A 23,474-nucleotide genomic window follows, 5' to 3' on the forward strand; every position below is an offset into this window, starting at 1 on the left:
GCACTTTGATGCTTTACTGTGGTAAAATCAGAGCATCCTTCCAAATGGGAAAGTAGAGGAGGAAAGGAATATGAGCAATCTCTGTATCATTGTTACCATCGTTGTCTATCTGGCAGCGATGCTGCTGGTTGGCTTTGTCTACAGCAAATCCAACGAGGACAGCAGCGATTTCTACCTCGGCGGCCGTACGATGGGCCCGCTGGTCACGGCTATGAGCGCCGAAGCCAGCGATATGTCCAGCTGGCTGCTGATGGGTATGCCGGGCCTTGCATATCTCACCGGCATCGCGTCGCCGGGCTGGACGGCCATCGGCCTTGCTGTGGGCACATGGCTCAACTGGCTCATCGTGGCCCGCCGCCTGCGCCGCTACTCGGCCAATCTGGATGCCATCACAGTGCCGCAGTTCCTTTCCCTGCGGTTCCATGACCAGCGCAACCTGCTCAACGCGCTGGGCGCGGTCATTATCATCGTGTTCTTCATCCCGTACACCGCTTCCGGCTTTGCCGCCTGCGGCAAGCTGTTCAACAGCCTGTTTGGCGTGGATTACATGGCGGCCATGATTCTGTCCGCTGTGGTCATTGTGGGCTACACCATCATGGGCGGCTTCCGCGCGGTGTCTACCACCGACCTGATCCAGTCCGTTGTCATGAGCATGGCGCTGATCGCAGTGCTGGTGTATGGTGTCAGCGTGGCAGGCGGCTGGGACGTGGTTCTGGACAACGCCCGCAGCCTGCCCGGCTACCTGACCATGGCTGCAAGCCACAATGCGGCAGACAACACCGCTACCTCCTACAGTCTGCTGGACATCGCGTCCACGCTGGCATGGGGTCTGGGCTACTTCGGCATGCCCCACATCCTGCTGCGCTTCATGGCCATTGAGGACGAAAAGAAGCTGGTGCTCAGCCGCCGCATTGCAAGCGTGTGGGTGGTCATTGCCATGACCGCTTCCATCGTCATCGGCATGGTGGGCCTGGGCATGACCAAGGCGGGCGCGCTGGAGTTCCTGAGCGGCTCTTCCAGCGAGACCCTGATCGTCCGCATTGCCAGCCTCATCAGCGCCCACGGCGCACTGGCCGCCGTGCTGGCGGGCCTCATCCTTGCCGGCATCCTTGCCGCTACCATGTCCACCGCCGACAGCCAGATGCTGGCAGCAGCCTCCAGCGTATCCCAGAACATCCTGCAGGAGTTCGGCCACATGAAGCTGACCGAGAAGCAGAGCCTGTTCGCTGCCCGCCTGACCATCATCTGCATCAGCGTGGTGGGCGTGGTGCTGGCCCGCGACCCCAACTCCAGCGTGTTCGGCATCGTCAGCTTTGCATGGGCCGGCTTTGGCGGCTCCTTTGGCGCAGTGGTGCTGTGCTCCCTGTTCTGGAAGCGCTGCAACTGGCAGGGCGCACTGGCCGGTATGCTCTCCGGCGGCCTGATGGTCTTTGTATGGAAGTACATCATCAGCCCGCTGGGCGGCGTGTTTGGCATCTACGAGCTGCTGCCTGCCTTCCTGACCTCGCTCGTCGTCTGCGTTGTCGTCAGCCTGGTCACCCCGGCTCCCTCGGCGGAGATCGAAGCCGAGTTCGAGGCAGCGAAGTAAAGAGGAAAAGACAAAGAAGCGCCTGCCGGAGCTTTCGGCAGGCGTTTTGATTGCAGGAATAATGTTTTGCGCGGGGTCTGTCCCGAAAGACATCCTTGGAGATCATCCATGTCACCTGAATGACACCGATGATGACCGTAGCCAGAAGATTCAGCACACTAAAAACAATATTCAACACATCCATAATGGACTCCTCCTTTGGGCCGTTGATGTAAAAACATTCGTACCGTCCGGAGGATGACAAAAAATTGAACTCCTCCGGACTTGACACCGGGAGGGAGCTTGACCACCTGCATTTTACAGCACAGTGCCTGCTGCTGTTGAACAGCAATGATAGAGTAACATAAAATCCGACAGAACGCAATAAGAAATGAGCCTTTGCAGAAAACGCAAAGGCTCATTTTGTATCTGGAAGATCAATTCATCACGATCAGGAGGAACTCACAAAACGGCACCGTCAGTCCACAGCAGAAAAAGAAGAAATAATCCAGTGCGAACTTTACAAGGCGGACACCGGGGGAGAGAAGAGCCAGCGAATTTGTAAGGACTGTATCCGACTCGCCCCAGTGGCGAAAATATCCGGTCTGCTCAAAGAGACGCCAAAGGTTCAGGAAGAAACACTCCAGTGCCAGAAGCAACGGAAAGATCAGGATAGACTGCATCCAGCCGTCCGCTCGGAAATCTCCATTGCCAAGGCCGTGCCAGTGAACGGCAAGAACACCGGGGTGGAAGCATACGCCCCAGACGGCCAGCAGAATGCTCAGGCAGAGCAGCGCGGCCCGGACGGAGTGCCAGTCGATGCTGTGCGGACGGCGGAGCATGGTCAGGAAATCTTCCAGTGTGGGTTCGGCGTTTGGCAGAGGAGCCTCCTGCGGGTCGCGGCAGTGCATCAGGTCAGCGAGGGTCAGGCCCAGTACATCGGCCAGCGGCTCCAGCGTGTTGATGTCTGGCAGCCCGATGCCGCGTTCCCAGCGGCTGACGGCCTTGTCGGTCACATGCAGCTGTGCGGCCAGGTCGGCCTGCGTCAGCCCGCAGGCCTTGCGGGTCTGGGCCAGAAAGGCCCCAAAATCTTTGGCGTTCATACGGTTCACATCCTTTGAGGACAGGATAGCATACCCGGCTCCAAAACGCAACCGACGCTTCGTTTACCCGCGCTGGAACGCAAAACCCCCGCCGTGTGCTCGGTCAATGAACACGCGGCGGGGGTCTCATTTATATGGAGTTCAGAAGAAAAATGCGGGGGTCAGCGCTTACAGCTGGGGGCCGGCAGAGACCAGAGCCTTGCCGTGCTCGTTGCCCTCGTACTTCTTGAAGTTCTTGATGAAGCGGCTTGCCAGATCCTTGGCCTTCTCTTCCCACTGGGAAGCGTCAGCATAGGTGTCGCGAGGATCCAGAATGCCGGTGTCCACGCCGTTCAGCACGGTGGGAACTTCGAAGTCGAAGTAGGGGATCTTCTTGGTGGGCACATTGTTGATGTCGCCGTTCAGGATGGCGTCGATGATGCCGCGGGTATCCTTGATGGAGATGCGCTTGCCGGTGCCGTTCCAGCCGGTGTTGACCAGATAAGCCTTAGCGCCGCTCTTCTGCATCTTCTTGACCAGCTCCTCAGCATACTTGGTGGGGTGCAGCTCCAGGAAGGCCTGGCCGAAGCATGCGGAGAAGGTGGGGGTGGGCTCGGTGATGCCGCGCTCGGTGCCTGCCAGCTTTGCAGTGAAGCCGGACAGGAAGTAGTACTGGGTCTGCTCGGGGCTCAGGATGGAGACCGGGGGCAGAACGCCGAATGCGTCAGCAGACAGGAAGATGACATTCTTTGCAGCGGGTGCAGAAGAAATGGGACGGACGATGTTCTTGATGTGGTTGATGGGGTAGGACACACGGGTGTTCTCGGTAACGCTCTTATCAGCGAAATCGATGTGGCCCTCGGCATCCAGAGTGACGTTCTCCAGCAGAGCGTTGCGCTTGATGGCGTTGTAGATATCGGGCTCGGAGTCCTTATCCAGGTTGATGACCTTTGCGTAGCAGCCGCCCTCGAAGTTGAACACGCCATTGTCGTCCCAGCCGTGCTCGTCATCGCCGATCAGCAGACGCTTGGGATCGGTGGACAGGGTGGTCTTGCCGGTGCCGGACAGACCGAAGAAGATAGCGGTGTTCTCGCCGTTCAGGTCGGTGTTGGCAGAGCAGTGCATGGAAGCCATGCCCTTCAGCGGCAGGAAGTAGTTCATCATGGAGAACATGCCCTTCTTCATCTCGCCGCCGTACCAGGTGTTCACGATGACCTGCTCCTTGCTGGTGATGTTGAACACAACAGCAGTCTCAGAGTTCAGGCCCAGCTCCTTGTAGTTCTCAACCTTGGCCTTGGATGCGTTGTAGACAACGAAATCGGGCTCAAAGTTCTCCAGCTCCTCAGCGGTGGGCTTGATGAACATGTTGGTGACGAAGTGTGCCTGCCATGCAACTTCCATGACAAAGCGGATGGCCATGCGGGTATCCTTGTTGGCACCGCAGAATGCATCCACCACGTACAGGCGCTTGTTGGACAGCTCCTTCTGAGCGATGGCCTTCACAGCAGCCCATGCTTCCTGAGAAGCGGGGTGGTTGTCGTTCTTGTACTCGTCGGAAGTCCACCACACGGTGTCCTTGGAGTTCTCGTCCATAACGATGAACTTGTCCTTGGGAGAACGGCCGGTGTAGATGCCGGTCATAACGTTCACAGCACCCAGCTCGCTGACCTGGCCCTTTTCGTAGCCTTCCAGACCGGGCTTGGTCTCTTCCTCGAACAGCTGCTCGTAGGAGGGGTTGTACACGATCTCAGTCGTGCCGGTAATGCCATACTTGCTCAGATCTACCTTTGCCATGATACTTATACCTCTTCTTTCGTTCAGATCAAATTCTGATCGCGCGTCGCGCGCACCTCAGCCAAAAGGCAGCGCGGGCGATGAAGAAATACAGATGCGTATTCTCCTGTGTACCATTATACATAAACTGACTCCAAAATCAACCAAATAGGACAAATCCTTCGGTTAGAAACAACAAATTTCATTAAGAATCGGATGGAATTGCAGACATTTCATGAAAAAACAGTCCCTTCCCGGTAAAGAAAATAAAGAGATTTTTCCAAAAACGAAATTTTGATAAAACTTTAACAAATGGAGGCGGCCGGGCGGCAGGGGATGCCGCCGGAAAGTGCGCCGGTAAATGCAATAAAATCAAACGCGGAACCGTATTCCAGATAGAAAGGCTCCTCCAAACGGTGAAAGAAAAATTTTCGCCGACTTTTCGCGTTTTTCACTGGCAAAGAAACTTAGTTTATGTTATACTGTAAAAACGACGTAAATCAACACATCCGCAGTCTGGAATTTTTGGGGGAGAACCGGTACATCTATGAAAACGCTTTATATCTTTCTGACCCGTTCGGGAACGCTGGTTTCGAATCTGGTGTACGCACTGACCGGGGCGGAGTATACCCATATCTCCCTCGCCTTTGATGAGGACCTGACCACCCTGTACAGCTCTACCCGCAAAAACGGCTATACCATGTTCCCGGCAGGGCCCAGCAGGGAATACCTGAACCGGGGTGTGTTCCGTCTGCGGGAGAATATCCCCTGTGCGCTCTATGCGCTGGAGGTGACGGATGAGGCCTATGCCCGCGCCAAGCGCCGCGCCGACCACATGATGAACCACGGCGAGCTTTACCGCTTCAACTCGGTGGGGCTGCTGCTCTGCGGGATGCATATCCGCTGGAAGCGCCGCCGGCACTATTTCTGCTCCCAGTTCGTCAGCGAGGTGCTGGAAAAGAGCGGCTCGCTGGATCTGCCCCGGCACAGCACCCTCATGCGCCCCAACGATTACGCGGCCATGCCCCAGCTCAAGTGTCTGTACAGCGGGCGGCTGGCCGGTCTGCCCCAGCGCCAGAGCATGGAGATGGGCGAGGTGGAAAGCGTCGTCGGGCTGTATCTGGATGTGCTGCTGGGAGCCGTGAAGACGAGCGCCCGGAGGTTTTTCTGATTTTTTGAAAAAATTGAATTTTTGTGTTGACAAAGCAGGCGTGCTATGCTAAAATAGCCAAGTCGGGAGCGAACACCCGATGCAAAATGGACGTATGGCCCGTTGGTCAAGCGGTTAAGACAGAGGCCTCTCACGCCTTTAACATCGGTTCGATTCCGGTACGGGTCACCATTTTATAGTAGTAAAACGGTCATGTGCCGTTTTATATAGATGCCTCTTTAGCTCAGTCGGTTAGAGCACCTGACTGTTAATCAGGGTGTCGCCTGTTCGAGTCAGGCAAGAGGCGCCAGCAAAGCGATGGAAGTTTTCCATCGCTTTTTCTTTTTGTTTTGACCCTTTTGTTGACAGAAAAATGCACAGGGGATATACTTATAAAAAGATGAACCGCTCAGGCTGCCTGCGGCGTCCAGTTCCCCGGACAGGGTGCCCTTGGCAAAATCGGGAATGATCTGGATACGCCAGAGCCTCCCCTACCAGGGGAGGTGGCAATGCGAAGCATTGACGGAGAGGTTGTACAAAGGCGGGCCTGAAAAAGAAGGAGACTAGTTATGAAACAGATCATTCTGACCGGCGACCGTCCCACCGGCCGCCTGCATGTGGGCCACTATGTCGGTTCCCTGAAGGAGCGGGTGCGCCTGCAGAACTCCGGCGAGTACGATGAGATCTACGTTATGATCGCCGATGCACAGGCCCTGACCGATAACGCCGACAACCCGGAAAAGGTGCGCCAGAACATCCTGCAGGTGGCGCTGGATTATCTGGCCTGCGGCATCGACCCCGCCAAGACCCATATTTTCATCCAGTCCATGGTGCCGGAATTGACTGAGCTGAGCTTCTACTATATGAACCTCGTCACCGTGAGCCGCCTGCAGCGCAACCCCACCGTCAAGAGCGAGATCCATATGCGCAACTTTGAGACCAGCATCCCGGTGGGCTTCTTCTGCTACCCCATCAGTCAGGCGGCGGACATCACCGCCTTCCACGCCACCACCGTGCCTGCCGGTGAGGACCAGAAGCCCATGATCGAGCAGTGCTGTGAGATCGTGCGCAAATTCAACGCCGTTTACGGCGATACCCTGACCGAGCCGGAGATCGTGCTGCCCCAGAGAACGCCGCCTGCCTGCGCCTGCCCGGCACCGACGGCAAGGCCAAGATGAGCAAGAGCCTCGGCAACTGCATCTACCTGTCCGAGGAACCGGAGGACATCAAAAAGAAGGTCATGTCCATGTACACCGACCCCAATCACCTGCGGGTGCAGGACCCCGGCAAGGTGGAGGGCAACCCGGTGTTCATCTATCTGGACGCCTTCTGCCGCCCGGAGCACTTTGCCGAGTTCTGGCCGGAATACCAGAACCTCGACGAGGTGAAGGCACACTACCAGCGCGGCGGTCTGGGCGACGTGAAGGTGAAAAAGTTCCTGAACAGCGTCATGCAGGCCGAGCTGGAGCCCATCCGCACCCGCCGCAAGGAGTGGGAGCAGCGCCTGCCCGAGGTGGTGGAGATCCTGAAAGAGGGCAGCGCCTACGCGGAAAAGACTGCCGCCGCCACGCTGGCCGAGGTGCGCAAGTCCATGCGGATCGATTACTTTACGGATAACAATCTGCTGAAGTAACAAATTGTAAACATGATGCCTCTGCTGAAAGCTCAAAAATGACTTTAGTAGGGGCATTTTTCGTACGATTGGAAACTGGCGGTGAGAGAATGTCGGAATACAAAAAATATTTTGAAGCGTATTGCCAAGAGCACGACTTAGAGTTGCGGTTATCTTCTGAGATGCCTGTTGGATACGAAACCGCAAACGGAACATTTGATGTTTCAAGCAGGACTGTTTTTATAAATGCGGAGAAGCTGAATAAAGAGCCTGAATACAGCAAGCTGTTTTACCTTTTTCATGAACTGCGTCATGCGTCTCAATATCTTGAACCGGGACGATTTAATGAAACAATAAAACGAAGCATTCAGTACATTATAATGTTCGACGGGACGTGTTACAAGTTGGTAGGAAATCGCTATTTGAAGTGCAGATTAAAAGGAGACGAAGAATATTTCAACAATTTGTATCTTGGCCAACCGCATGAGGTCGATGCAAATAGATTCGCCTATGAACAGGCCCGGAAAATCTGCGGGGATTCGGTAGGACTAAAAAAACTGGTTGATTTCTGGATGCCGCGTCAGACAGTTTCGAACAATGTATATGATAAGGTTTTCTCGCTGATTGACGAGAAGACCAAAACGATGTCCTAATTTCGAAGTACAACAGCGCCGCTCTCCCGGTCATGGGAAAGCGGCGCTGTTCGTTTCGCATTATTTGTTGAATAAATCGCTGTGGCTGCCGGTACGGGCCAAAGTCAAAACGAGCACATTGTCTTCGATGCGGTAGATGAGCAGCCAGTCTGGCTGGATGTGACATTCACGATGGCCGCTCCAATCGCCAGTCAAAGCATGGTCTCTGTTTTTCTCCGGGAGCGGTTCCCCACGCGATAAGGTGCGGATGATATTATCCAGAAGATCAACGTCGAGATGCCGTTTTAGAGCAAGTTTGTAGTCCTTCTTGAATTGGTTCGTCCAGACGATATCGCGGTTCATCGCTTCAACTCCCGAAGAGCCTCTTCTACATCAGAATAATGTTTTACGTTCGGGTCCTTTGCAATCCTTTCTGCCTCCAGCATGGCGGCCATGGTCTCTTTGTTGGGTTGATCCATTTTGATTTCAAAGGGAATGCCGCCATCCCGCAGGGACTGCCGGACGAAGATGTTGAATGCCGTCGAAAGGTTCATGCCGAGCTCCGAGAACAGGGCATCGGCCTGTGCTTTCAAGTCGGAGTCCATCCGAATGCTGATATTAGTTGTTGCCATACAAATCATCTCCTTCACCATTATTATAGTGCTTTGCACGAAAAATGCAATACAATGCACGAAAAAAGAATAGCTTCGAAACAAAAAGGGAGCCCGCCTCCGGCTAGAAGCGGTCTCCCTTTATAGGTTTTGTTCAGAACTCAGGCATTGTAGGTGCGGTTCTTGATTTCGTCGGTCACCTTTGCGATGAATGCATCCAGCTCCATCGTGGTGGTCTCGCCCTTGCGGTCACGCACCGAGATGTTGCCTGCCTCGGCTTCCTTGGCACCCAGAACCAGCATATAAGGCACACGGTCCACCTGCTGTGCCTCGCGGATCTTGTAGCCGATCTTCTGGTTGTCGTCGTCCAGCACAACACGGACACCGGCTTCCACCAGCTTTTCGGTCACGCCCTCGGCGTAGTCCAGCGTCTTTTCGGAGACGGGCAGCACCTTGACCTGCGTGGGAGCCAGCCAGGTGGGGAACTTGCCCTTGGTCTCTTCGATCAGGTAAGCCATGAAGCGGTCCAGAGAGCCCAGGATGGCGCGGTGCAGCACCACGGGGGTCTTTTCGGTGCCGTCCTTGTCCACGTAGGTCAGGTGGAACTTTGCGGGCAGGCAGAAGTCCAGCTGGCAGGTGGACAGGGTGTACTCGGCACCCACGGCGGGCTTGACGTTCACGTCCAGCTTGGGGCCGTAGAAGGCAGCCTCGCCGATCTCCTCGGTGAAGTGGATGCCCAGCTCGGTCAGCACTTCGCGCAGGGCCTGCTCTGCATGGTTCCACATGGCATCATCGTCGTGGTACTTCTTCTTATCGGCAGGATCACGCAGGCTCAGCACGCAGCGGTAATCGGTAATGTTGAAGTCCTTGTACACCTCAAAGATCAGGTCGCACACGTTTGCGACCTCGCTCTTGATCTGCTCCGGGGTGCAGAACAGGTGAGCATCGTTCTGGCAGAAGTGACGGCCGCGCTCGATGCCCTTCAGGGTGCCGGAGGACTCGTAACGGAAATCGTGGGCGATCTCACCGATGCGCATGGGCAGGTCACGGTAAGAATGGGGACGATTTGCGTAGATCATCATGTGGTGGGGGCAGTTCATCGGGCGCAGAACATAGCTCTCGCCCTCCATCTCCATGGCGGGGAACATGTTCTCACGGTAGTGATCCCAGTGACCGGAGGTCTTATACAGGTTCACAGTGCCGATGCAGGGAGTCATAACGTGCAGGTAGCCGCGTGCACGCTCCTTCTCCTTGATATAGTTCTCCAGCTCCTGCCAGACGGTGTAGCCTGCGGGCAGGAACATGGGCAGGCCGCGGCCAACCAGATCGTCGGTCATGAACAGGCCCATTTCCTTGCCGATCTTGCGGTGATCGCGCTCACGGGCCTCCTGCTGCTCCTTCTCCCATGCGTCCAGCTCTTCCTGATTGCGGAAGGCCACGCCATTGATGCGGGTGAGCATCTTGTTTTCCTTGTCGTTCTTCCAGTATGCGCCGGACTGCTGGGTGATCTTGAAGGCCTTCAGCGCCTTGGTGTAGGTCAGGTGGGGTCCGATGCACATATCCACGTACTCGCCCTGCTGGAAGAAGCTGAACTCGGTCTCATCGGCCAGATCCGCCATGTGCTCGATCTTGTAGTTTTCCTTGCGCTCTTCCATCAGCTTCACGGCCTCGGCGCGGGGCAGGATGAAGGGCTTGATGGGCAGGTTCTCCTTGACGATCTTGCGCATCTCTTTCTCGATGTTTGCCAGATCCTCGTCGCTGAGCTTCTGGTCGCCCAGATCGACGTCGTAGTAGAAGCCGTTCTCGGTGGCAGGGCCGAAGGCGAAATCAGCCTGCGGATACAGGCGCTTGATGGCCTGCGCCATGATGTGGGCTGCGGTGTGGCGGATAACGTGCAGTTCCTGATCCTGCGGGCACTCGTCCACATGACCGTCCTTATAGATGATCTTCATAATGAATCTCCTTTTGAACCTGAAAAGAATGAAAAACAAAAAGCGCTTCACCCCGCAGCAATACACGGGATGAAGCGCCTGAAAAAATCAGAAACGTTCCACGGTTCCACCCGAATTGCGTGCTTTTCTGCACGCCACTCGCTGTGCTGTAACGGGCGCACCCGGCAGAGGTTCTCCTCTGCGCTCTGCGGTGGTAGAAGCTCCGGGTGCGCTGGGCCGCTTGCAGCACACTCTGAACAGAGCGGCGGCCTTCTCTGCAACGCAGGGGGCGGGACTTCGGTTTGTCCGCATCATCGCTTTTACAGGATGAAACTACGCTGATTGTAGCACGACGTTCGGGAAAAATCAAGGGCTGGAAGATCATTCTTCCCCTTTTTTCACTCGTACACGCCACTTATGGGACATATACTCCGCGCGAAGCTTGTTGGTGACGAAGGTCTGGCTGCTGTAAAGGCCGTGGTGGCCGGAGAGCATGTAGCAGATGCCGCAGCCCAGCGCGATGAGCTCCAGCCCGGCCCCGCCGAACAGCTCAAAGCCCAGCAGGATGGAGGGAATGAGGGCGTTGGTGGCACCGCAGAAGACGGACACGAGGCCCACGGCGGCCGCGAACCCGGCGGGCAGGCCCAGCAGCGGGCCGAATGCGCAGCCAAAGGTGGCCCCTACAAAGAAGCTGGGCACGACCTCGCCGCCCTTGAACCCGCAGGAGAGGGTCAGCGCGGTGAGGAAGATCTTGCACAGAAAATCCCAGGGCAGGGCCTGGCCCTGCTCCACGGCAGCGGTGATGACGTTCATGCCGGCGCCGTTGTAGCGCCCCACGCCGAAGAGATACGAGAAGCCAATGACCAGCACACTGCCGGCCAGGACCCGCACCCAGGGGTTCGGGATGCGCTTGGGCACGGTGTGCTCCATGAAGTGGAGCGTGCCGCAGAAGAGCCGGGAGACGGCCGCGCAGGCCACGCCCAGCAGGATGATGAGGAAGGCATTCCAGACCGTCAGTTCCGGTGCGGTGAGCGCAAAGCGGGTGGGCGCGATGCCGAAGGTCAGCGAGCAGCCGTAGGCGATGAGGGCTGAGGTGAAGGCCGGGACAAAAGCAGAGGTGAAGGTCAGGCCCACATCCTCGATGGTCATGGCAAAGAGGGCCGCGGCCAGCGGGGTGCCGAACAGGGCCGAGAAGAACGCGGCCATGCCGCTGATGGTGGCGGTGCGGCGGTCGTAGTCTTTGAGGTGCAGCAGGGTGCCGAGGTTCCAGCCGATGCTGCCGCCCATCTGCAGCGCTGCGCCCTCGCGGCCGGCCGAGCCGCCGCACAGATGGGTGAGCACAGTGCCCAGAAAGATGGCCGGGACCAGCAGGATGCTGACCGGTTCGCCGCTCTGCACGGCGCGGATGACATTGTTGGTGCCCACGCCCTCGCACTTCGTGATCTTGTACAGTGCGGTGATGAGCAGGCCCGCTGCGGGCAGCAGGAAGAGCAGCCAGGGCTGTGCGGCCCGCAGCTCGGTGACGCACTCGACGGAAAGGTGGAACAGGGTGCCCACCAGCCCGCAGACCAGGCCCGTGGGGATCGCCAGAAAAAACCATTGCAGCGCCACCCGGAGGGCGGCTTTGGCTTCGCGTTGGAACGTATCAAAATTGTTCATAGAAGAAAACTCCTGTATCGTTGACGTCTGGTCCATGATGTGTTTCGAGACCGCTCCAACATAACACAGCGGGACGGGGTTGTCAACCCAAAAAGCGGCGCAGACGAAAACGGTCCCCGGCTCCCTTGTGCGGAAGGAACCGGGGATCGTTTTTGCTGTTTGGATCAGAAAAAAGGAAAAGGAGAAAAAGGAGAACAATTATCTATCACACGCTTTCAAAAAGCGGGGACAGCGGAGAAAAGAGAGCGTGGAACTTACTCCACATCCTGCAGGGCGGCAAAGTCCTCTTCGCCGGTGCGGATCTTGACCACGCGGGTCACATTGTAAACAAAGATCTTGCCGTCGCCGATGTGTCCGGTGTACAGTGCCTTCTTGGCGGCTTCCACCACAGCGTCCACGCTGATCTTGGAGACGATCACCTCCACCTTGATCTTGGGCAGCAGGGTGGTATCCACAGGCACGCCGCGGTACTTTTCGGAAGTGCCCTTCTGGATGCCGCAGCCCATCACCTGCGTGACGGTCATGCCGGTAACGCCCAGATCGTTGAGGGCAGTCTTGAGCTGATCGAACTTGGAAAGCTTTGCAATGATGGACACCTTGTGCATACCGGTGTCGTACACGCCATCGTGGATCACGGGCGAAGGCTCGCGCACCACAGGAACGGCAGCGCTGATCTGCTTGTCGGTGGCCTTGGTCACATCGTCCTCGCCGAGGTCGGTGTTCTCGTTGGGCACCATGGCAGCAGAGTTTGCATCGGAGATGGAGAAACCAGCGTAAGCGGATGCCAGACCATGCTCGTGGATATCCAGACCGTCGATCTCCACCTCTGCGGGAACGCGCAGGCCGATGAACTTATCGATGAGCTTGAAGATAATGAACATCACAACGACAACGTAGATGTCAACGGTAACGAGGCCCAGCAGCTGGGTGCCCAGCTGTGCCAGACCGCCGCCGTAGAAGAGACCTGCGTGCTCAGTGTTGGCACCGGTGGAGAACAGGCCCACCGCAATGGTGCCCCACACGCCGTTTGCAAAGTGGACGGAAACTGCACCAACAGGGTCATCCACCTTGGCGATGTTATCGAAGAACTCAACGCTCAGAACAACGAGCAAGCCGGCCACAAAGCCGATGAAGAATGCGCCGAAGGGAGAAACGGTATCGCAGCCTGCAGTGATCGCCACCAGACCGGCCAGAGAACCGTTCAGGGTCATGGAGACATCGGGCTTGCCGTAGCGCAGCCAGGTGAAAATCATGGTCACACAGGTGGCAACGGCTGCAGCAAGGTTGGTGTTGAAGCAGACCAGACCGGTCATGGTCATGGCCTCGTCGGTGGCAAGGCTCAGAGAGGAGCCGCCGTTGAAGCCGAACCAGCAGAACCACAGGATGAACACGCCCAGAGCACCGGCGGTCAGGTTGTGGCCGGGAATGGCGTGAGGCTTGCCGTTCTTGTCGTACTTGCCGATGCGGGGACCCAGCATCCATGCGCCCAGCAGAGCGATGACACCGCCCACATTGTGGACTGCTGCAGAGCCTGCAAAGTCATGAAAGCCCATGCTCTGCAGCCAGCCGCCGCCCCACATCCAGTGGCCGCAGATGGGATAGACCACCAGCGAGATCGCAGCAGAATAAACGCAGTAAGCCTTGAAGTTGGTGCGCTCGGCCATGGAGCCGGAAACGATGGTGGCAGCCGTTGCGCAGAACACGGTCTGGAACACGATGTAGACCCACAGCGGGATATCCAGGCCCAGATGGCTGTAATCGCCCTGAATGAACGGGTCGAAGCCGCCGATCAGTGCGCCGGTGCCGCCGAACATCAGGCCAAAGCCGATGATCCAGTAACACGGGGTGCCGATGCAGAAGTCCATCATATTCTTCATCAGAATATTACCGGTGTTCTTGGCACGGGTGAAACCGGCTTCGCACAAGGCGAAGCCCGCCTGCATAAAGTAGACGAGGAACGCGGCCACCAACACCCAGCAGGTGTCTACGGAACGGAACATAACTGGATACCTCCCCATTTGTTGTGCGGCCGGCCACCAGAACCGGCCTTGCGTACTCCGGCTGCTGCGCCCCTCTATCTGCGCGGCAGCGCGGATCTTCCCCTCCGGAGGCCCTCGATCTTCCCCCGGAAGCACAGAAGTCCGAACTTCTGCCGAAAACACAAAAGGCGCTGGCGGAATCAATTCCGTCAGCGCCTTTGCTTTCGATGGCAAGAGTATAGAGCGTTTTGGTCAAAGTGTCAAGTGTCAGACCGTATTTTTTACGTTTTTCACAATCCGGGTGGGAAATGGACCGGAAAAGTTTGGACGAAGCCGCGGCCCGGCGGCGGGTGGGTCATTCCTCCGTCTTATGCTGGCCCCGCATCTCGACGTGCAGCAGCAGGCTCATCAAAGCCCGCAGCGCGAAGGTGGCAGCCAGCGGCACCACCGACTCCAGATTCTGCAAAAGGAAGGTCTTTGCGATCTCCGCCGACATCAGGAATTCCAGCGCCGTGGTCAGGCCGCTGCTCATCTCGTGGTGGAAATCGTACCGGTCGTGGAAGAAGAAGGCGCGGATGTAATGGTAGGTCGCCCGCACCAGACTGGTGACGATGATGAACAGACCGATGACCTCCGCCAGCCCGGCGATCATGGGCACGGCGGATTCCAGAAACAGCTCCAGGACCTCCGAAGCGGCTGCGTTGAAGTGATACAAAGCGCTCATCGTGCGTCTCCTTGGCAAAAATTACAGCAGCGTCTTGACGTATGCTGCCAGCTCCTCGTCCTTGCAGGAGGCGAAGAACAGCTCACTGAACTTTGCACCGGCCACAGCGCCCTTCAGCAGGTCCTGATCGATGCTCTTCAGGCACTCGATCAGCGGCTTGAAGGTAGCGGCACGCACGCCGTCCAGGATCTTCTTGTTGCGCTGCTCAGGCTCCACGCGCTCCTTGGGGTAGCCCTGACCGTGGCCGAAGCCGAACAGTTTCTCGAAGCAGTACTCAAGGTTCAGCTCACCGCCCCAGCCGAAGCCCTTGGCAAACGGCATGGCAACGGCGTTGCCGTCGTTCACGTGGGCAAAGGTGTAGGCATCCACAGGGTCCTCCACATGGCCGCAGATCACGCCGGGGAAGCTGTTCAGTGCCAGCATGGCACCCTCGCCGGTGCCGCAGCCGGTGATGACGTAATCGGCTGCGCCGCTGTTCAGCAGGATGGCAGCCAGAATGCCACACTGCACATAGGTCAGCTGGGCAGCATCGTCGGCAGCGTACATGCCGTAGTTGACCACCTCGTGGCCCATGGGCTCCACCACCTTTTTCAGGGCAGTTTCAATGATGCCGTTCTTGGCGGCCTGACTGTTCTCGTTGATGAGTGCGATCTTCATGGAAAAATTCCTCCTGCAATAGCATGATGTTCCACCGCCGTCCAAAAATATGCGGAAGGCGGTGCGTGTCTGACGTTAGTGTATCGTGCTGGCGGATAAAAGTCAATCACCGGCCCAGCTTCCGCTTCTGCTGCCGGGCGAGGATGGGCATGAGCAGCGGGGCGGGCACGAGCTTCTGGGCCGTGGTGGCGGCCCGCATCAGGGCCGAGGGCACGATGATGGTCCTGCGGTGCATCATGCCGTGCATGGCTTCCTGTACGCAGAACTCCGGCGTGATGCCCTTGAGGGCAAACACCACCCCCGCCCGGTCGTTGAACTCGGTATCCACCGGCCCCGGGCAGAGCGCACACACGTAGACCGGGCTGTGCAGCTCCTGCAGCTCCCGGGCAACGCCCCGGGTCAGGCTGACCACATAGGCCTTGCTGGCATAGTAGCCCGCCATATAGGGCCCGCCGGGCAGCAGCCCCGCCGAGGATGCCACGTTCAGGATGGTGCCGGAACCCTGCCGGTCCATCTTCTTGAGCACGAACTTGAACAGCCGGTGCATGGCGAGAACGTTGACCCGCAGCATGGAAAGCTCCTTTTCCGGGTCGGTGTCGAGGAAGCAACCGCAGGTGCCGAAGCCCGCGTTGTTGATGAAGAGGTCGATGCGCTCAGCGGCCAGTACGGTGCACAGGGCCTCGCAGTCAACGTCGCGTTCCAGGTCGGCGGGGAGGACGCGGCAGGGCACATGATAGCGGTTTTGCAGCTCCTCGGCCAGCGCTTCCAGCCGGTCGGTGCGGCGGGCGGTCAGGATGAGCCGGCAGCCCAGCCGCGCGTACTGGCGGGCGAACTCCTGCCCGATGCCGGAAGAAGCGCCGGTGATCCAGACTGTTTTCTTGTTCATAGGACTTGTCCTTTCTCAGAAGCCCGAAGCTGCGTCGATGGCGCGCAGCTCGTCGGGGGTGAAGGTGGTGTTGTCCAGCGCCTTGAGGTCGTCTAAGATCTGCTCCGGGCGGGATGCGCCGATGAGCACACTTGTGACCTGGCCGTCCTTCAGAATCCAGGCCAGTGCCATTTCGGCCAGCGTCTGGCCGCGGGCAGCGGCGATGGCGTTCAGGGCACGGATCTGCTCCAGCTTCTCCTCGGTGAGGGTGGATTCCTTCAGAAAGCGGCCGTCGGTGCGGATGCGGCTGTCTTCGGGGATGCCGTGCAGGTAGCGGTCGGTCAGCAGGCCTTGTGCCAGCGGGCTGAACGCGATGATGCCCTTGCCCAGACGGTTGGCCGTCTCCTTCAGGCCGTTCTTCTCGATGGTGCGGTCAAAGATGGAGTAGCGGTTCTGGTTGAGGACGAAGGGCACATGCCGCTCGGTGAGAATGGCGCAGGCCTTTTCCAGCGTGGGGCCGTCGTAGTTCGACAGGCCCGCATACAGTGCCTTGCCGCTGCGCACGGCCTGTTCCAGCGCACCCATGGTCTCTTCCAGCGGGGTGTTGGGGTCCATGCGGTGGTGGTAGAAAATGTCCACATAGTCCAGCCCCAGCCGCTCCAGGCTCTGGTCCAGGCTGGCCAGCAGATACTTCCGGCTGCCCCAGTTGCCGTAGGGGCCGTCCCACATCTCATAGCCGGCCTTGGTGCTGATGATAAGCTCATCGCGGTAGGGGCGGAAGTTATCCTTCAGGATGCGGCCCAGATTTTTTTCGGCGCTGCCGGGTGCGGGGCCGTAGTTGTTGGCGAGGTCAAAGTGGGTGATGCCGTGGTCGAACGCCGTGAAACAGAGTTGCTTCATGGTCTCGAAATGGGCGGTATCGCCGAAGTTGTGCCAGAACCCCAGCGACACGGCGGGCAGCAGCAGGCCGCTCTGACCGCAGCGGTGGTAGGGCAGGGTGGAATAGCGGGCGGAGGATGCAGTGTACATGAACAAAACTCCCTTCCGATTCGTGATCTGATCTGCCATTATTTTAACACATTGGAGCGGCAGAATCCATGGGTTCCCGCACGATGCAGAACGGCACTTGTTGACGCCTGCCGTTTGGAGTATAATAAAGGCAGAAAACGCGCACTGCGCAGGAGGTATCAGAACATGAACAAACCGGTACTGGTGGTCATGGCGGCTGGCATGGGCAGCCGCTACGGCGGCATGAAGCAGATCGACCCGGTGGGGCCGAACGGTCAGGTGATCGTGGATTATTCCCTTTACGATGCCCGCCGCGCAGGCTTTGAGACGGTGATCTTTGTTATCAAGCATGAGATCGAGGATGCTTTCAAGGCAGCCATCGGCGAGCGTGTATCCAAGGCCATGAACGTGAAATACGCCTTCCAGCAGCTGGATGAGCTGCCCGCAGGCTTTGCCGTGCCGGAGGGCCGTGTCAAGCCCTGGGGCACCTGCCACGCCGTTCTGGCGGCAAAGGACCTCATCGACGGCCCGTTTGCAGTCATCAATGCCGATGATTATTACGGCCCGGAGGCCTTCCGGGTGATGTATGATTACCTGTCCACCCACGAGGACGGCAGCTATTACGACTACTGCATGGTAAGCTATCTGCTCCGGAACACTGTCTCCGAGAATGGCAGCGTGGCCCGCGGCGTATGCGTCGCGAACGCGGACGGCACCCTGCACAGCGTCACCGAGCGCACCCGCATCGAGACATACGAGGGTGGCATCCACTACACCGAGGACGGCGGCGCAAGCTGGACCGACCTGCCGCTGGACGCTCCCGTCAGCATGAATCTGTGGGGCTTCGGCCGGAGCTTTCTCGATGAGGCCGAGCGCCGTTTTGCGGGCTGGCTGACCGAGAATCTGGAACAGAACCCGCTCAAGTGTGAGTATTTCCTGCCGCTGGTCATCAGCGAGCTCATCGACGAGGGCAAGGCGACCGTGAAGATCCTGCACAGCCGCGACAAGTGGTTCGGCGTGACCTACCGCGAGGACAAGCCCACCGTTGTGGCCGCCATCGCGCAGAAGACGCAGGACGGCCTGTACCCGGAAGACCTCTGGAACTGAATCGGACTATGAAAAATGGAGCGCTCCCTTTTGCGGGGAACGCTCCATTTTTTGGTTTATTTTCGCTTCAGCTGTTCCCGCAGCGTGTCCAGCGAGCGGTTCTGCTCGCCGTGCTTCAGCTTGGGGAAGGCGCGGAGCATACGGTGCTTGCCGAAGTGCGGGGTGGCGCGCTGGGTGCGGGAGCGAAGCTCCTCGCTGCGGGCCTGCAGCTCCTCGGCCAGCTGTTCCAGCCGGAACAGTTCGGCCGTGCGCTCGGCTCTGCCTTTGGCCGCCAGCTTGACGGCATTGGCAGCTTCGCTGGCGTTGAGTTTCGCGTCCTGCGAGGCCCGCTTCGCGGCCTCCATGGCCTCGTCGGCCTTGGCGCGCATGGCAGCGACTGCCTCGCGGGCGTTCAGCTTGGCTGCATTGTCGCGGGCCTCGGCGGCAGCAAGCTTGAGCTGCAAACGGCTCTCGTCCATCTTCTGGTCCATGGCCATGGCGTTGGTGCCCAGCAGCTGGGTCATGGCATCGCTGACGGCATGGATACTGTCGGCCACCTTTTCCAGCGCATCCAGGTCGCGGGCCAGGTCGGACGCAGCAAAGGCGGTGGCGATGGTGTCAGCGGCATAGATGGCGTAGAGCAGGAACATCAGGATGAGGCCTACCAGCGGCGGGATGAGGGCCACCGTATCGGCGATGATGGGGTGGACGAGCTTCATCACGATGAGGGTGCCCACGCCCCACAGCAGGCTGAATTCCAGACAGATGTAGCCGCCAATGTTGAAGGGAAAGTCGCTGTAGTCCCACCAGCGGGTGTGATAAAGCTTATACAGTGCCCAGCCGCCTACCAGTTCCAGCGCACTGGGCAGGATGACACCGCCGATGTACAGCAGCAGGACGCTGTTCTGCAAAGGGGTCAGGGCGAACAGCACGATGACCATGCCGAAGCCGTAAATGGGGCACACCGGGCCGTTGAGAAAGCCGCGGTTCACCAGCTGACCGGTGGTGGCGGCGGCAAAGATGACCTCCAGACACCAGCCGAGGCAGGAGTAGATGAGAAAGTAAGCAAAGATCTGATACAGCGAAAAGCCGCAGACGGTGGTATCAACGAAAAAAGAAAGCAAGGGAACACCTCCGTTAATTCTGTTTCCGGACGATGCTGTATTCATCGCCCGGCTCAAAGAATGGGCAGGCGGCCGTGCTGCGGGAAAGATAGCGGGCCATCTCGTCCTCGTCGAGTGCGGCGCCCTGTGCACAATAACAGGTGCCGTATTCGTCCGGGACATTGTTCACGCACAGCTCACAGGGGTCACGCATCGGCGGTCTCCCCGTGGGCAGCGGCCTCGGCGGCAGCGGCTTCGGCAGCCGCCATCTTTTTGAGCACCTTCGGCTCGATCCAGGTCACGGTCTCGTCGCCGGGCAGCTTCCGGGCGATCAGGGCCTTGATCTTGATGCCCATTTCGGTGAACATGCCCTCGTGTTCGGTGCGGATGTTCCACTCCGGCTCGTTCTCATGGAGGTCAAAGGTCATCCACTCGATGTCGTAGCCGGAAGCGGGGAAGTATTCCAGACTGTCGCGGAACAGATCATCGTCGTCGGTCTTGAAGTAGATCTCGCCGCCGTCCTTGAGGAACTCACGGTAGTTGATGAGCTGGCGCGGGTAGGTGAGGCGGTGCTTGTGGGAAGAGCCGTTCTTGCTCCACGGATTGCAGAAGTTGATGTAGATGCGGCTGACCGTATCCTCGGCGGTAATGACCCCTTTGATGCGCTCGATGTCGGTGCTCATGATCTTCACGTTGTCGATGGGGCGGCCTGCAGCCTGATAGGCGGCTTCGATCTTGCGCTTGGCGAGGATGAGCACCTTATCGGTGATATCGATGCCCAGATAGTTGTTTTCCGGGTGGGCGCAGGCCAACTGGGAGATGAAGCCGCCCTTGCCGCAGCCCAGTTCCAGCACAAAGGGCTGCTCCGGGCGGGCGTACTGGGCGTGCCACCTGCCGCCCCAGATCAGCGGCTCGTGCACATGGAAGTCGGCTGCCATCAGCTCGTCGTGGGCATAGGGTTTGAAACGCATTCTCATAGTTTGTTGTTCTCCTTCAAAAATCGTTCAACTTGTTCCGGTGCAGCGGCGCAGCTGCCCTGACAGATGCCGGGCTTGCCGCCGCCGCGTCCGTTCAGGGCGGCGTTCAGGGCTTTGGTCAGGGCGCGCACATCGCCGTCTGCCTGCGCAATGCAGTAGCCGGTGCCCTTTTCGGTGGGGGTCAGGGCGGCGCAGAGACCGGTGGTGGCTTCGGTCAGGCGCACCGCCAGCCGGTGCAGGCCGTCCGGGTCAAGGCCGGGCACTGTGCGGATGGCGTCTTCGCCGGGGGCGGTCTGTGCGGCCAGCGCCTCAAAGAGCTGGCTGCAAAGCCCGAAGTGGGCAAATTTCAGGGCCGTGTACTCGTCGAAGACGCGGTGGACGGCGTGGGCCGTCTCGCTGGGCTTGGCGCTGAGCAGGGCACCGATCTCTGCCTGCCGCTGGCGCATAGCCTGTGCAGCAAGCAATGCCCGCTGGCCGCACACCACGCTCAGCCGCACGCCGCCCTTGTAGTTCTCGCTGGCCAGAATTTTGATCTGCCCCACCTGTCCGGTGGTGCGGGTGTGGGTGCCGCAGCAGGCGCAGACATCCGCACCGGGAATGGTCACGATGCGCACCTGCCCTTCGATCTCCTTTTTGGAGCGGTAGACAAGGGCGGCAAGCTCCTCCCGGGTGGGGTAGCTGACCAGCACCGGCACATCCTGCCACACGATGCGGTTGGCGGCAAGCTCGGCTGCCTGCAGGCCCTCGGCAGAAATGGGCACGCTGGTGTCCATGCGCACAGCCTCGGAACCGATGTGGAAGCCCACGTTCTCGGCCCCGAACATCTGGTGCAGGATGCCGGAAAGGATGTGCTCACCGGTGTGCTGCTGCATTTTGTCAAACCGCCAGGCCCAGTCAAGGGCCTCCTGCACTTCGGTGCCGGGGGCGGCGGCTTCGGGCAGATCATCTATGGTGTGCCAGATGACGCCGCCCTGCTCGTGGACGTCGGTGACGTGCAGCACCGTGCCATCCGGCAGGGTCAGGGTGCCCCGGTCGGCAGGCTGACCGCCGCCCTCCGGGTAGAACACCGTGCCGTCCAGCGCGATCTTTCCGCCGCCGCTGCCGTCTGGCTCGGCCGCGAGGATGCGCCCTGCCGCCTCGGTGCGGTAGGCATCGGCCTCGTAATATTTTTGAGTGGATTGCATGGTGTCCTCCTGACCCTCTCAGTCTCGCTTCGCTCGCCAGCTCCCCCAAAGGGGGAGCTTTTGGCCGTTTTTGAGATTATGCCAAGACCTCGCCCTTCGGGAGAGGTGGCAGCGCGTGAGCGCTGACGGAGAGGGTTTTATTTGATAGAAACAAGTATACCACGTTTTTTGCCTGTGGAAAATAGTCTGCGGATATGTTATGATAGGAAATAACCGAAATCCGAACGAAATGAGGAAGGTAATAGCATGCGTGAAAGTGGAATCCTGATGCCGGTGTCCAGCCTGCCCGGCCCTTACGGTATTGGCTGCTTTGGCAAGGAAGCATTCAAGTTTGTGGATTTTCTGGCACAAGCGGGCCAGAAGATCTGGCAGATCCTGCCGCTCAGTCCCACCGGCTACGGTGACAGCCCCTATCAGAGCTGCTCGGCCTTTGCGGGCAACCCCTATTTTATCGACCTCGACGCTTTGAAGGAAGAGGGCCTGCTCACCGCCGCCCAGCTCAAGGCGGAATCCTGGGGCGAAGACCCGCTTCAGGTGGATTACGGCACCCTGTACACCAGCCGCTACAAGATCCTGCGCGCGGCCTACGCGGCCTGGCGCAGGCAGTGCGAAGGGCTGCACGGCTGTGCCCACTACTACCCGGATGCCTACTATGCCTTCACGCTGGAAAACGAGAGCTGGCTGGAGGACTATGCACTGTACATGGCTCTGAAGACCGCCAACCAGATGAAGAGCTGGACCGAGTGGCCCCGTGCGTACCGGATGCGGGATGGCCATGCACTGGCCGAGTTCCGTGCGGAGCACGAGGAAGAGATCGGCTTCTGGAAGTTTTTGCAGTATGAGTTCGCCATCCAGTGGAAGAAGCTGAAAGCCTATGCCAACGCCAAGGGCATCCAAATCCTGGGCGACATCCCCATCTACGTCTCTGCCGACTCGGTGGATGCATGGGTGGGCGGCGCGCTGTTTGAGCTGGACGCCGACGGCGGCTTTGCCCGTGTGGCGGGCTGCCCGCCGGATTACTTCTCTGCAGACGGTCAGCTGTGGGGCAACCCGCTGTACAACTGGCCGTATCACCGCGAGACCGGCTATGCCTGGTGGATCGAGCGGGTGCGCCACGCACTGGGCATCTACGACCTGCTGCGCATCGACCACTTCCGCGGCTTCGATACCTACTGGGCCATCCCGGCGGACAGCACCACCGCCCGCACCGGCAAGTGGGAGAACGGCCCCGGAATGGAGCTGTTCGATGCGCTGGAAGCTGCCCTTGGCAAGCTGCCCATCATTGCCGAGGATCTGGGCGACATCGTGGACAGCGTCCGCGAGCTGCTGGCGGAGAGCGGCTTCCCCGGCATGAAGGTGCTGCAGTTCGCCTTTAGCGGCGGGGACAACGAGTATCTGCCCCACAACTACATCAAGAACAGCGTAGTGTATCCCGGCACCCACGATAACACCACCCTGACCGACTGGTGGGAGATCGGTGCGGCTGAGAAGGAAAAGGCCATGGCTTGTGCCTACCTGCATCTGACCCCCAGCCACCCCACGGCCAAAGAGGTCGCCGCCGTCAAGACCGATGCGGCCCGCGTGGCCCTGCTGCGCGCAGCGCTGGGTTCGGCCTCCGAACGCGCCATCATTCCCATGGCCGACTGGCTTGGCCTGGGCGAGGAAGGCCACCTGAACACGCCTGGCCGTCTGGGCGGCAACTGGACCTGGCGCGCTGCCGAGGGCTTCGGCACAAAGAAGCTGGCCAAAGAGATCCTGGGCGAGTGCGAGGCAGTCTGCCGTGCATAAAACCGGAAAAACCGGGAGAACGTTAGCAGATTGACGGATCTGCAAAAAAATTGGTTGAAATTTGTGCGTTTTGCTGGCAAGTCTTC

Annotated in this window: 21 protein-coding genes, 2 tRNA genes and 1 pseudogene; 8 read left to right on the forward strand and 16 right to left on the reverse strand. The window is 58.9% G+C overall.

Annotation, left to right across the window (positions count from 1 at the left end; translation table 11 throughout):
• Positions 1 to 70: 70 nt before the first annotated feature.
• Positions 71 to 1,588, forward strand: coding sequence for a sodium/proline symporter (locus ACNQFG_RS03930; RefSeq protein WP_423406080.1), 1,518 nt, complete (start codon positions 71 to 73; stop codon positions 1,586 to 1,588).
• Between the two features lie 416 nt (positions 1,589 to 2,004).
• Here ACNQFG_RS03930 and ACNQFG_RS03935 read toward each other — a convergent pair whose 3' ends face one another.
• Positions 2,005 to 2,670, reverse strand: coding sequence for a helix-turn-helix domain-containing protein (locus tag ACNQFG_RS03935; protein ID WP_423406081.1), 666 nt, complete (start codon positions 2,668 to 2,670; stop codon positions 2,005 to 2,007).
• Positions 2,671 to 2,838: 168 nt separating this feature from the next.
• Positions 2,839 to 4,443, reverse strand: coding sequence for a phosphoenolpyruvate carboxykinase (ATP) (gene pckA, locus ACNQFG_RS03940; RefSeq protein WP_423406082.1), 1,605 nt, complete (start codon positions 4,441 to 4,443; stop codon positions 2,839 to 2,841).
• A gap of 526 nt (positions 4,444 to 4,969) precedes the next feature.
• Between pckA and ACNQFG_RS03945 the strand changes: the two genes are divergently transcribed.
• The 5 genes and pseudogenes from ACNQFG_RS03945 (at position 4,970) to ACNQFG_RS03965 (ending at position 7,837) form a co-directional block, all read left to right on the forward strand.
• Positions 4,970 to 5,593, forward strand: coding sequence for a hypothetical protein (locus ACNQFG_RS03945; RefSeq protein ID WP_423406083.1), 624 nt, complete (start codon positions 4,970 to 4,972; stop codon positions 5,591 to 5,593).
• A 96-nt stretch (positions 5,594 to 5,689) separates the two neighbouring features.
• Positions 5,690 to 5,764, forward strand: a tRNA-Glu gene (locus ACNQFG_RS03950).
• Positions 5,765 to 5,805: 41 nt separating this feature from the next.
• Positions 5,806 to 5,882: transfer RNA gene (locus ACNQFG_RS03955), tRNA-Asn, on the forward strand.
• A gap of 259 nt (positions 5,883 to 6,141) precedes the next feature.
• Positions 6,142 to 7,205: pseudogene (trpS, locus tag ACNQFG_RS03960) on the forward strand (tryptophan--tRNA ligase).
• 68 nt (positions 7,206 to 7,273) lie between these two features.
• The gene (locus ACNQFG_RS03965) at positions 7,274 to 7,837 is read left to right on the forward strand and encodes a hypothetical protein (RefSeq protein ID WP_423406084.1); all 564 of its coding nucleotides are present in this window, start codon (positions 7,274 to 7,276) and stop codon (positions 7,835 to 7,837) included.
• Positions 7,838 to 7,897: 60 nt separating this feature from the next.
• Here the strand turns inward: ACNQFG_RS03965 and ACNQFG_RS03970 are convergent, their stop codons facing one another.
• From ACNQFG_RS03970 to ACNQFG_RS04015, 10 genes are all read right to left on the reverse strand, one after another.
• The gene (locus tag ACNQFG_RS03970; protein WP_423406085.1) at positions 7,898 to 8,179 is read right to left on the reverse strand and encodes a type II toxin-antitoxin system YafQ family toxin; all 282 of its coding nucleotides are present in this window, start codon (positions 8,177 to 8,179) and stop codon (positions 7,898 to 7,900) included.
• Entirely contained in the window at positions 8,176 to 8,448 is a 273-nt protein-coding gene (locus ACNQFG_RS03975) for a type II toxin-antitoxin system RelB/DinJ family antitoxin (protein ID WP_097793033.1), read from the reverse strand. Before ACNQFG_RS03975 ends, ACNQFG_RS03970 begins: the two co-directional genes overlap by 4 nt.
• Positions 8,449 to 8,588: 140 nt before the next feature.
• Positions 8,589 to 10,379 (reverse strand): threonine--tRNA ligase, encoded by a 1,791-nt coding sequence (gene thrS, locus ACNQFG_RS03980; RefSeq protein ID WP_423406086.1) that lies wholly within the window; start codon positions 10,377 to 10,379, stop codon positions 8,589 to 8,591.
• Entirely contained in the window at positions 10,363 to 10,743 is a 381-nt protein-coding gene (locus tag ACNQFG_RS03985) for a hypothetical protein (RefSeq protein WP_423406087.1), read from the reverse strand. Before ACNQFG_RS03985 ends, thrS begins: the two co-directional genes overlap by 17 nt.
• Positions 10,740 to 12,017 carry a chloride channel protein gene (locus tag ACNQFG_RS03990; protein ID WP_423406088.1) on the reverse strand — a complete coding sequence of 426 codons (1,278 nt, stop codon included), beginning with the start codon at positions 12,015 to 12,017 and terminating at the stop codon, positions 10,740 to 10,742. Before ACNQFG_RS03990 ends, ACNQFG_RS03985 begins: the two co-directional genes overlap by 4 nt.
• 254 nt (positions 12,018 to 12,271) lie before the next feature.
• Positions 12,272 to 14,017: an ammonium transporter gene (locus ACNQFG_RS03995; RefSeq protein ID WP_423406089.1), complete on the reverse strand. Its 1,746-nt coding sequence runs from the start codon at positions 14,015 to 14,017 to the stop codon at positions 12,272 to 12,274.
• A 334-nt stretch (positions 14,018 to 14,351) separates the two neighbouring features.
• Positions 14,352 to 14,720, reverse strand: a complete 369-nt coding sequence (locus ACNQFG_RS04000) for a DUF1622 domain-containing protein (RefSeq protein WP_097793029.1) — start codon at positions 14,718 to 14,720, stop codon at positions 14,352 to 14,354.
• A 21-nt stretch (positions 14,721 to 14,741) separates the two neighbouring features.
• Entirely contained in the window at positions 14,742 to 15,377 is a 636-nt protein-coding gene (locus ACNQFG_RS04005; protein ID WP_005938339.1) for an RpiB/LacA/LacB family sugar-phosphate isomerase, read from the reverse strand.
• A gap of 106 nt (positions 15,378 to 15,483) precedes the next feature.
• Entirely contained in the window at positions 15,484 to 16,263 is a 780-nt protein-coding gene (locus tag ACNQFG_RS04010) for an SDR family NAD(P)-dependent oxidoreductase (protein WP_423406090.1), read from the reverse strand.
• 15 nt (positions 16,264 to 16,278) lie between these two features.
• Complete coding sequence (locus tag ACNQFG_RS04015) at positions 16,279 to 17,271, reverse strand: aldo/keto reductase (protein WP_423406091.1); 993 nt, start codon at positions 17,269 to 17,271, stop codon at positions 16,279 to 16,281.
• A 165-nt stretch (positions 17,272 to 17,436) separates the two neighbouring features.
• Between ACNQFG_RS04015 and ACNQFG_RS04020 the strand changes: the two genes are divergently transcribed.
• Positions 17,437 to 18,357 (forward strand): nucleotidyltransferase family protein, encoded by a 921-nt coding sequence (locus ACNQFG_RS04020; RefSeq protein ID WP_423406092.1) that lies wholly within the window; start codon positions 17,437 to 17,439, stop codon positions 18,355 to 18,357.
• 56 nt (positions 18,358 to 18,413) lie between these two features.
• On the opposite strand, the gene ACNQFG_RS04025 is transcribed toward ACNQFG_RS04020, so the two are convergent.
• The 4 genes from ACNQFG_RS04025 to ACNQFG_RS04040 are packed head-to-tail and all read right to left on the reverse strand — an operon-like array spanning position 18,414 to position 21,600.
• Entirely contained in the window at positions 18,414 to 19,460 is a 1,047-nt protein-coding gene (locus tag ACNQFG_RS04025; protein ID WP_423406093.1) for a putative ABC transporter permease, read from the reverse strand.
• Positions 19,461 to 19,473: 13 nt separating this feature from the next.
• Positions 19,474 to 19,653: a DUF6472 family protein gene (locus ACNQFG_RS04030; RefSeq protein ID WP_423406094.1), complete on the reverse strand. Its 180-nt coding sequence runs from the start codon at positions 19,651 to 19,653 to the stop codon at positions 19,474 to 19,476.
• Positions 19,646 to 20,416: a tRNA (guanosine(46)-N7)-methyltransferase TrmB gene (gene trmB / locus ACNQFG_RS04035; protein ID WP_423406095.1), complete on the reverse strand. Its 771-nt coding sequence runs from the start codon at positions 20,414 to 20,416 to the stop codon at positions 19,646 to 19,648. The genes ACNQFG_RS04030 and trmB overlap by 8 nt, the downstream gene beginning before the upstream one ends.
• Complete coding sequence (locus ACNQFG_RS04040) at positions 20,413 to 21,600, reverse strand: alanyl-tRNA editing protein (protein WP_423406096.1); 1,188 nt, start codon at positions 21,598 to 21,600, stop codon at positions 20,413 to 20,415. The genes trmB and ACNQFG_RS04040 overlap by 4 nt, the downstream gene beginning before the upstream one ends.
• Before the next feature lie 246 nt (positions 21,601 to 21,846).
• On the opposite strand from ACNQFG_RS04040, the gene malQ reads away from it, so the two are divergent.
• A complete protein-coding gene (malQ, locus tag ACNQFG_RS04045; protein ID WP_423406097.1) occupies positions 21,847 to 23,388 on the forward strand; it encodes a 4-alpha-glucanotransferase in 1,542 nt (513 codons plus the stop codon).
• Positions 23,389 to 23,474 lie beyond the last annotated feature (86 nt).

The organism is Faecalibacterium prausnitzii, assembly GCF_049532945.1.
In the GTDB taxonomy this organism is placed as follows: Bacteria; Bacillota; Clostridia; order Oscillospirales; family Ruminococcaceae; genus Faecalibacterium; species Faecalibacterium prausnitzii_N.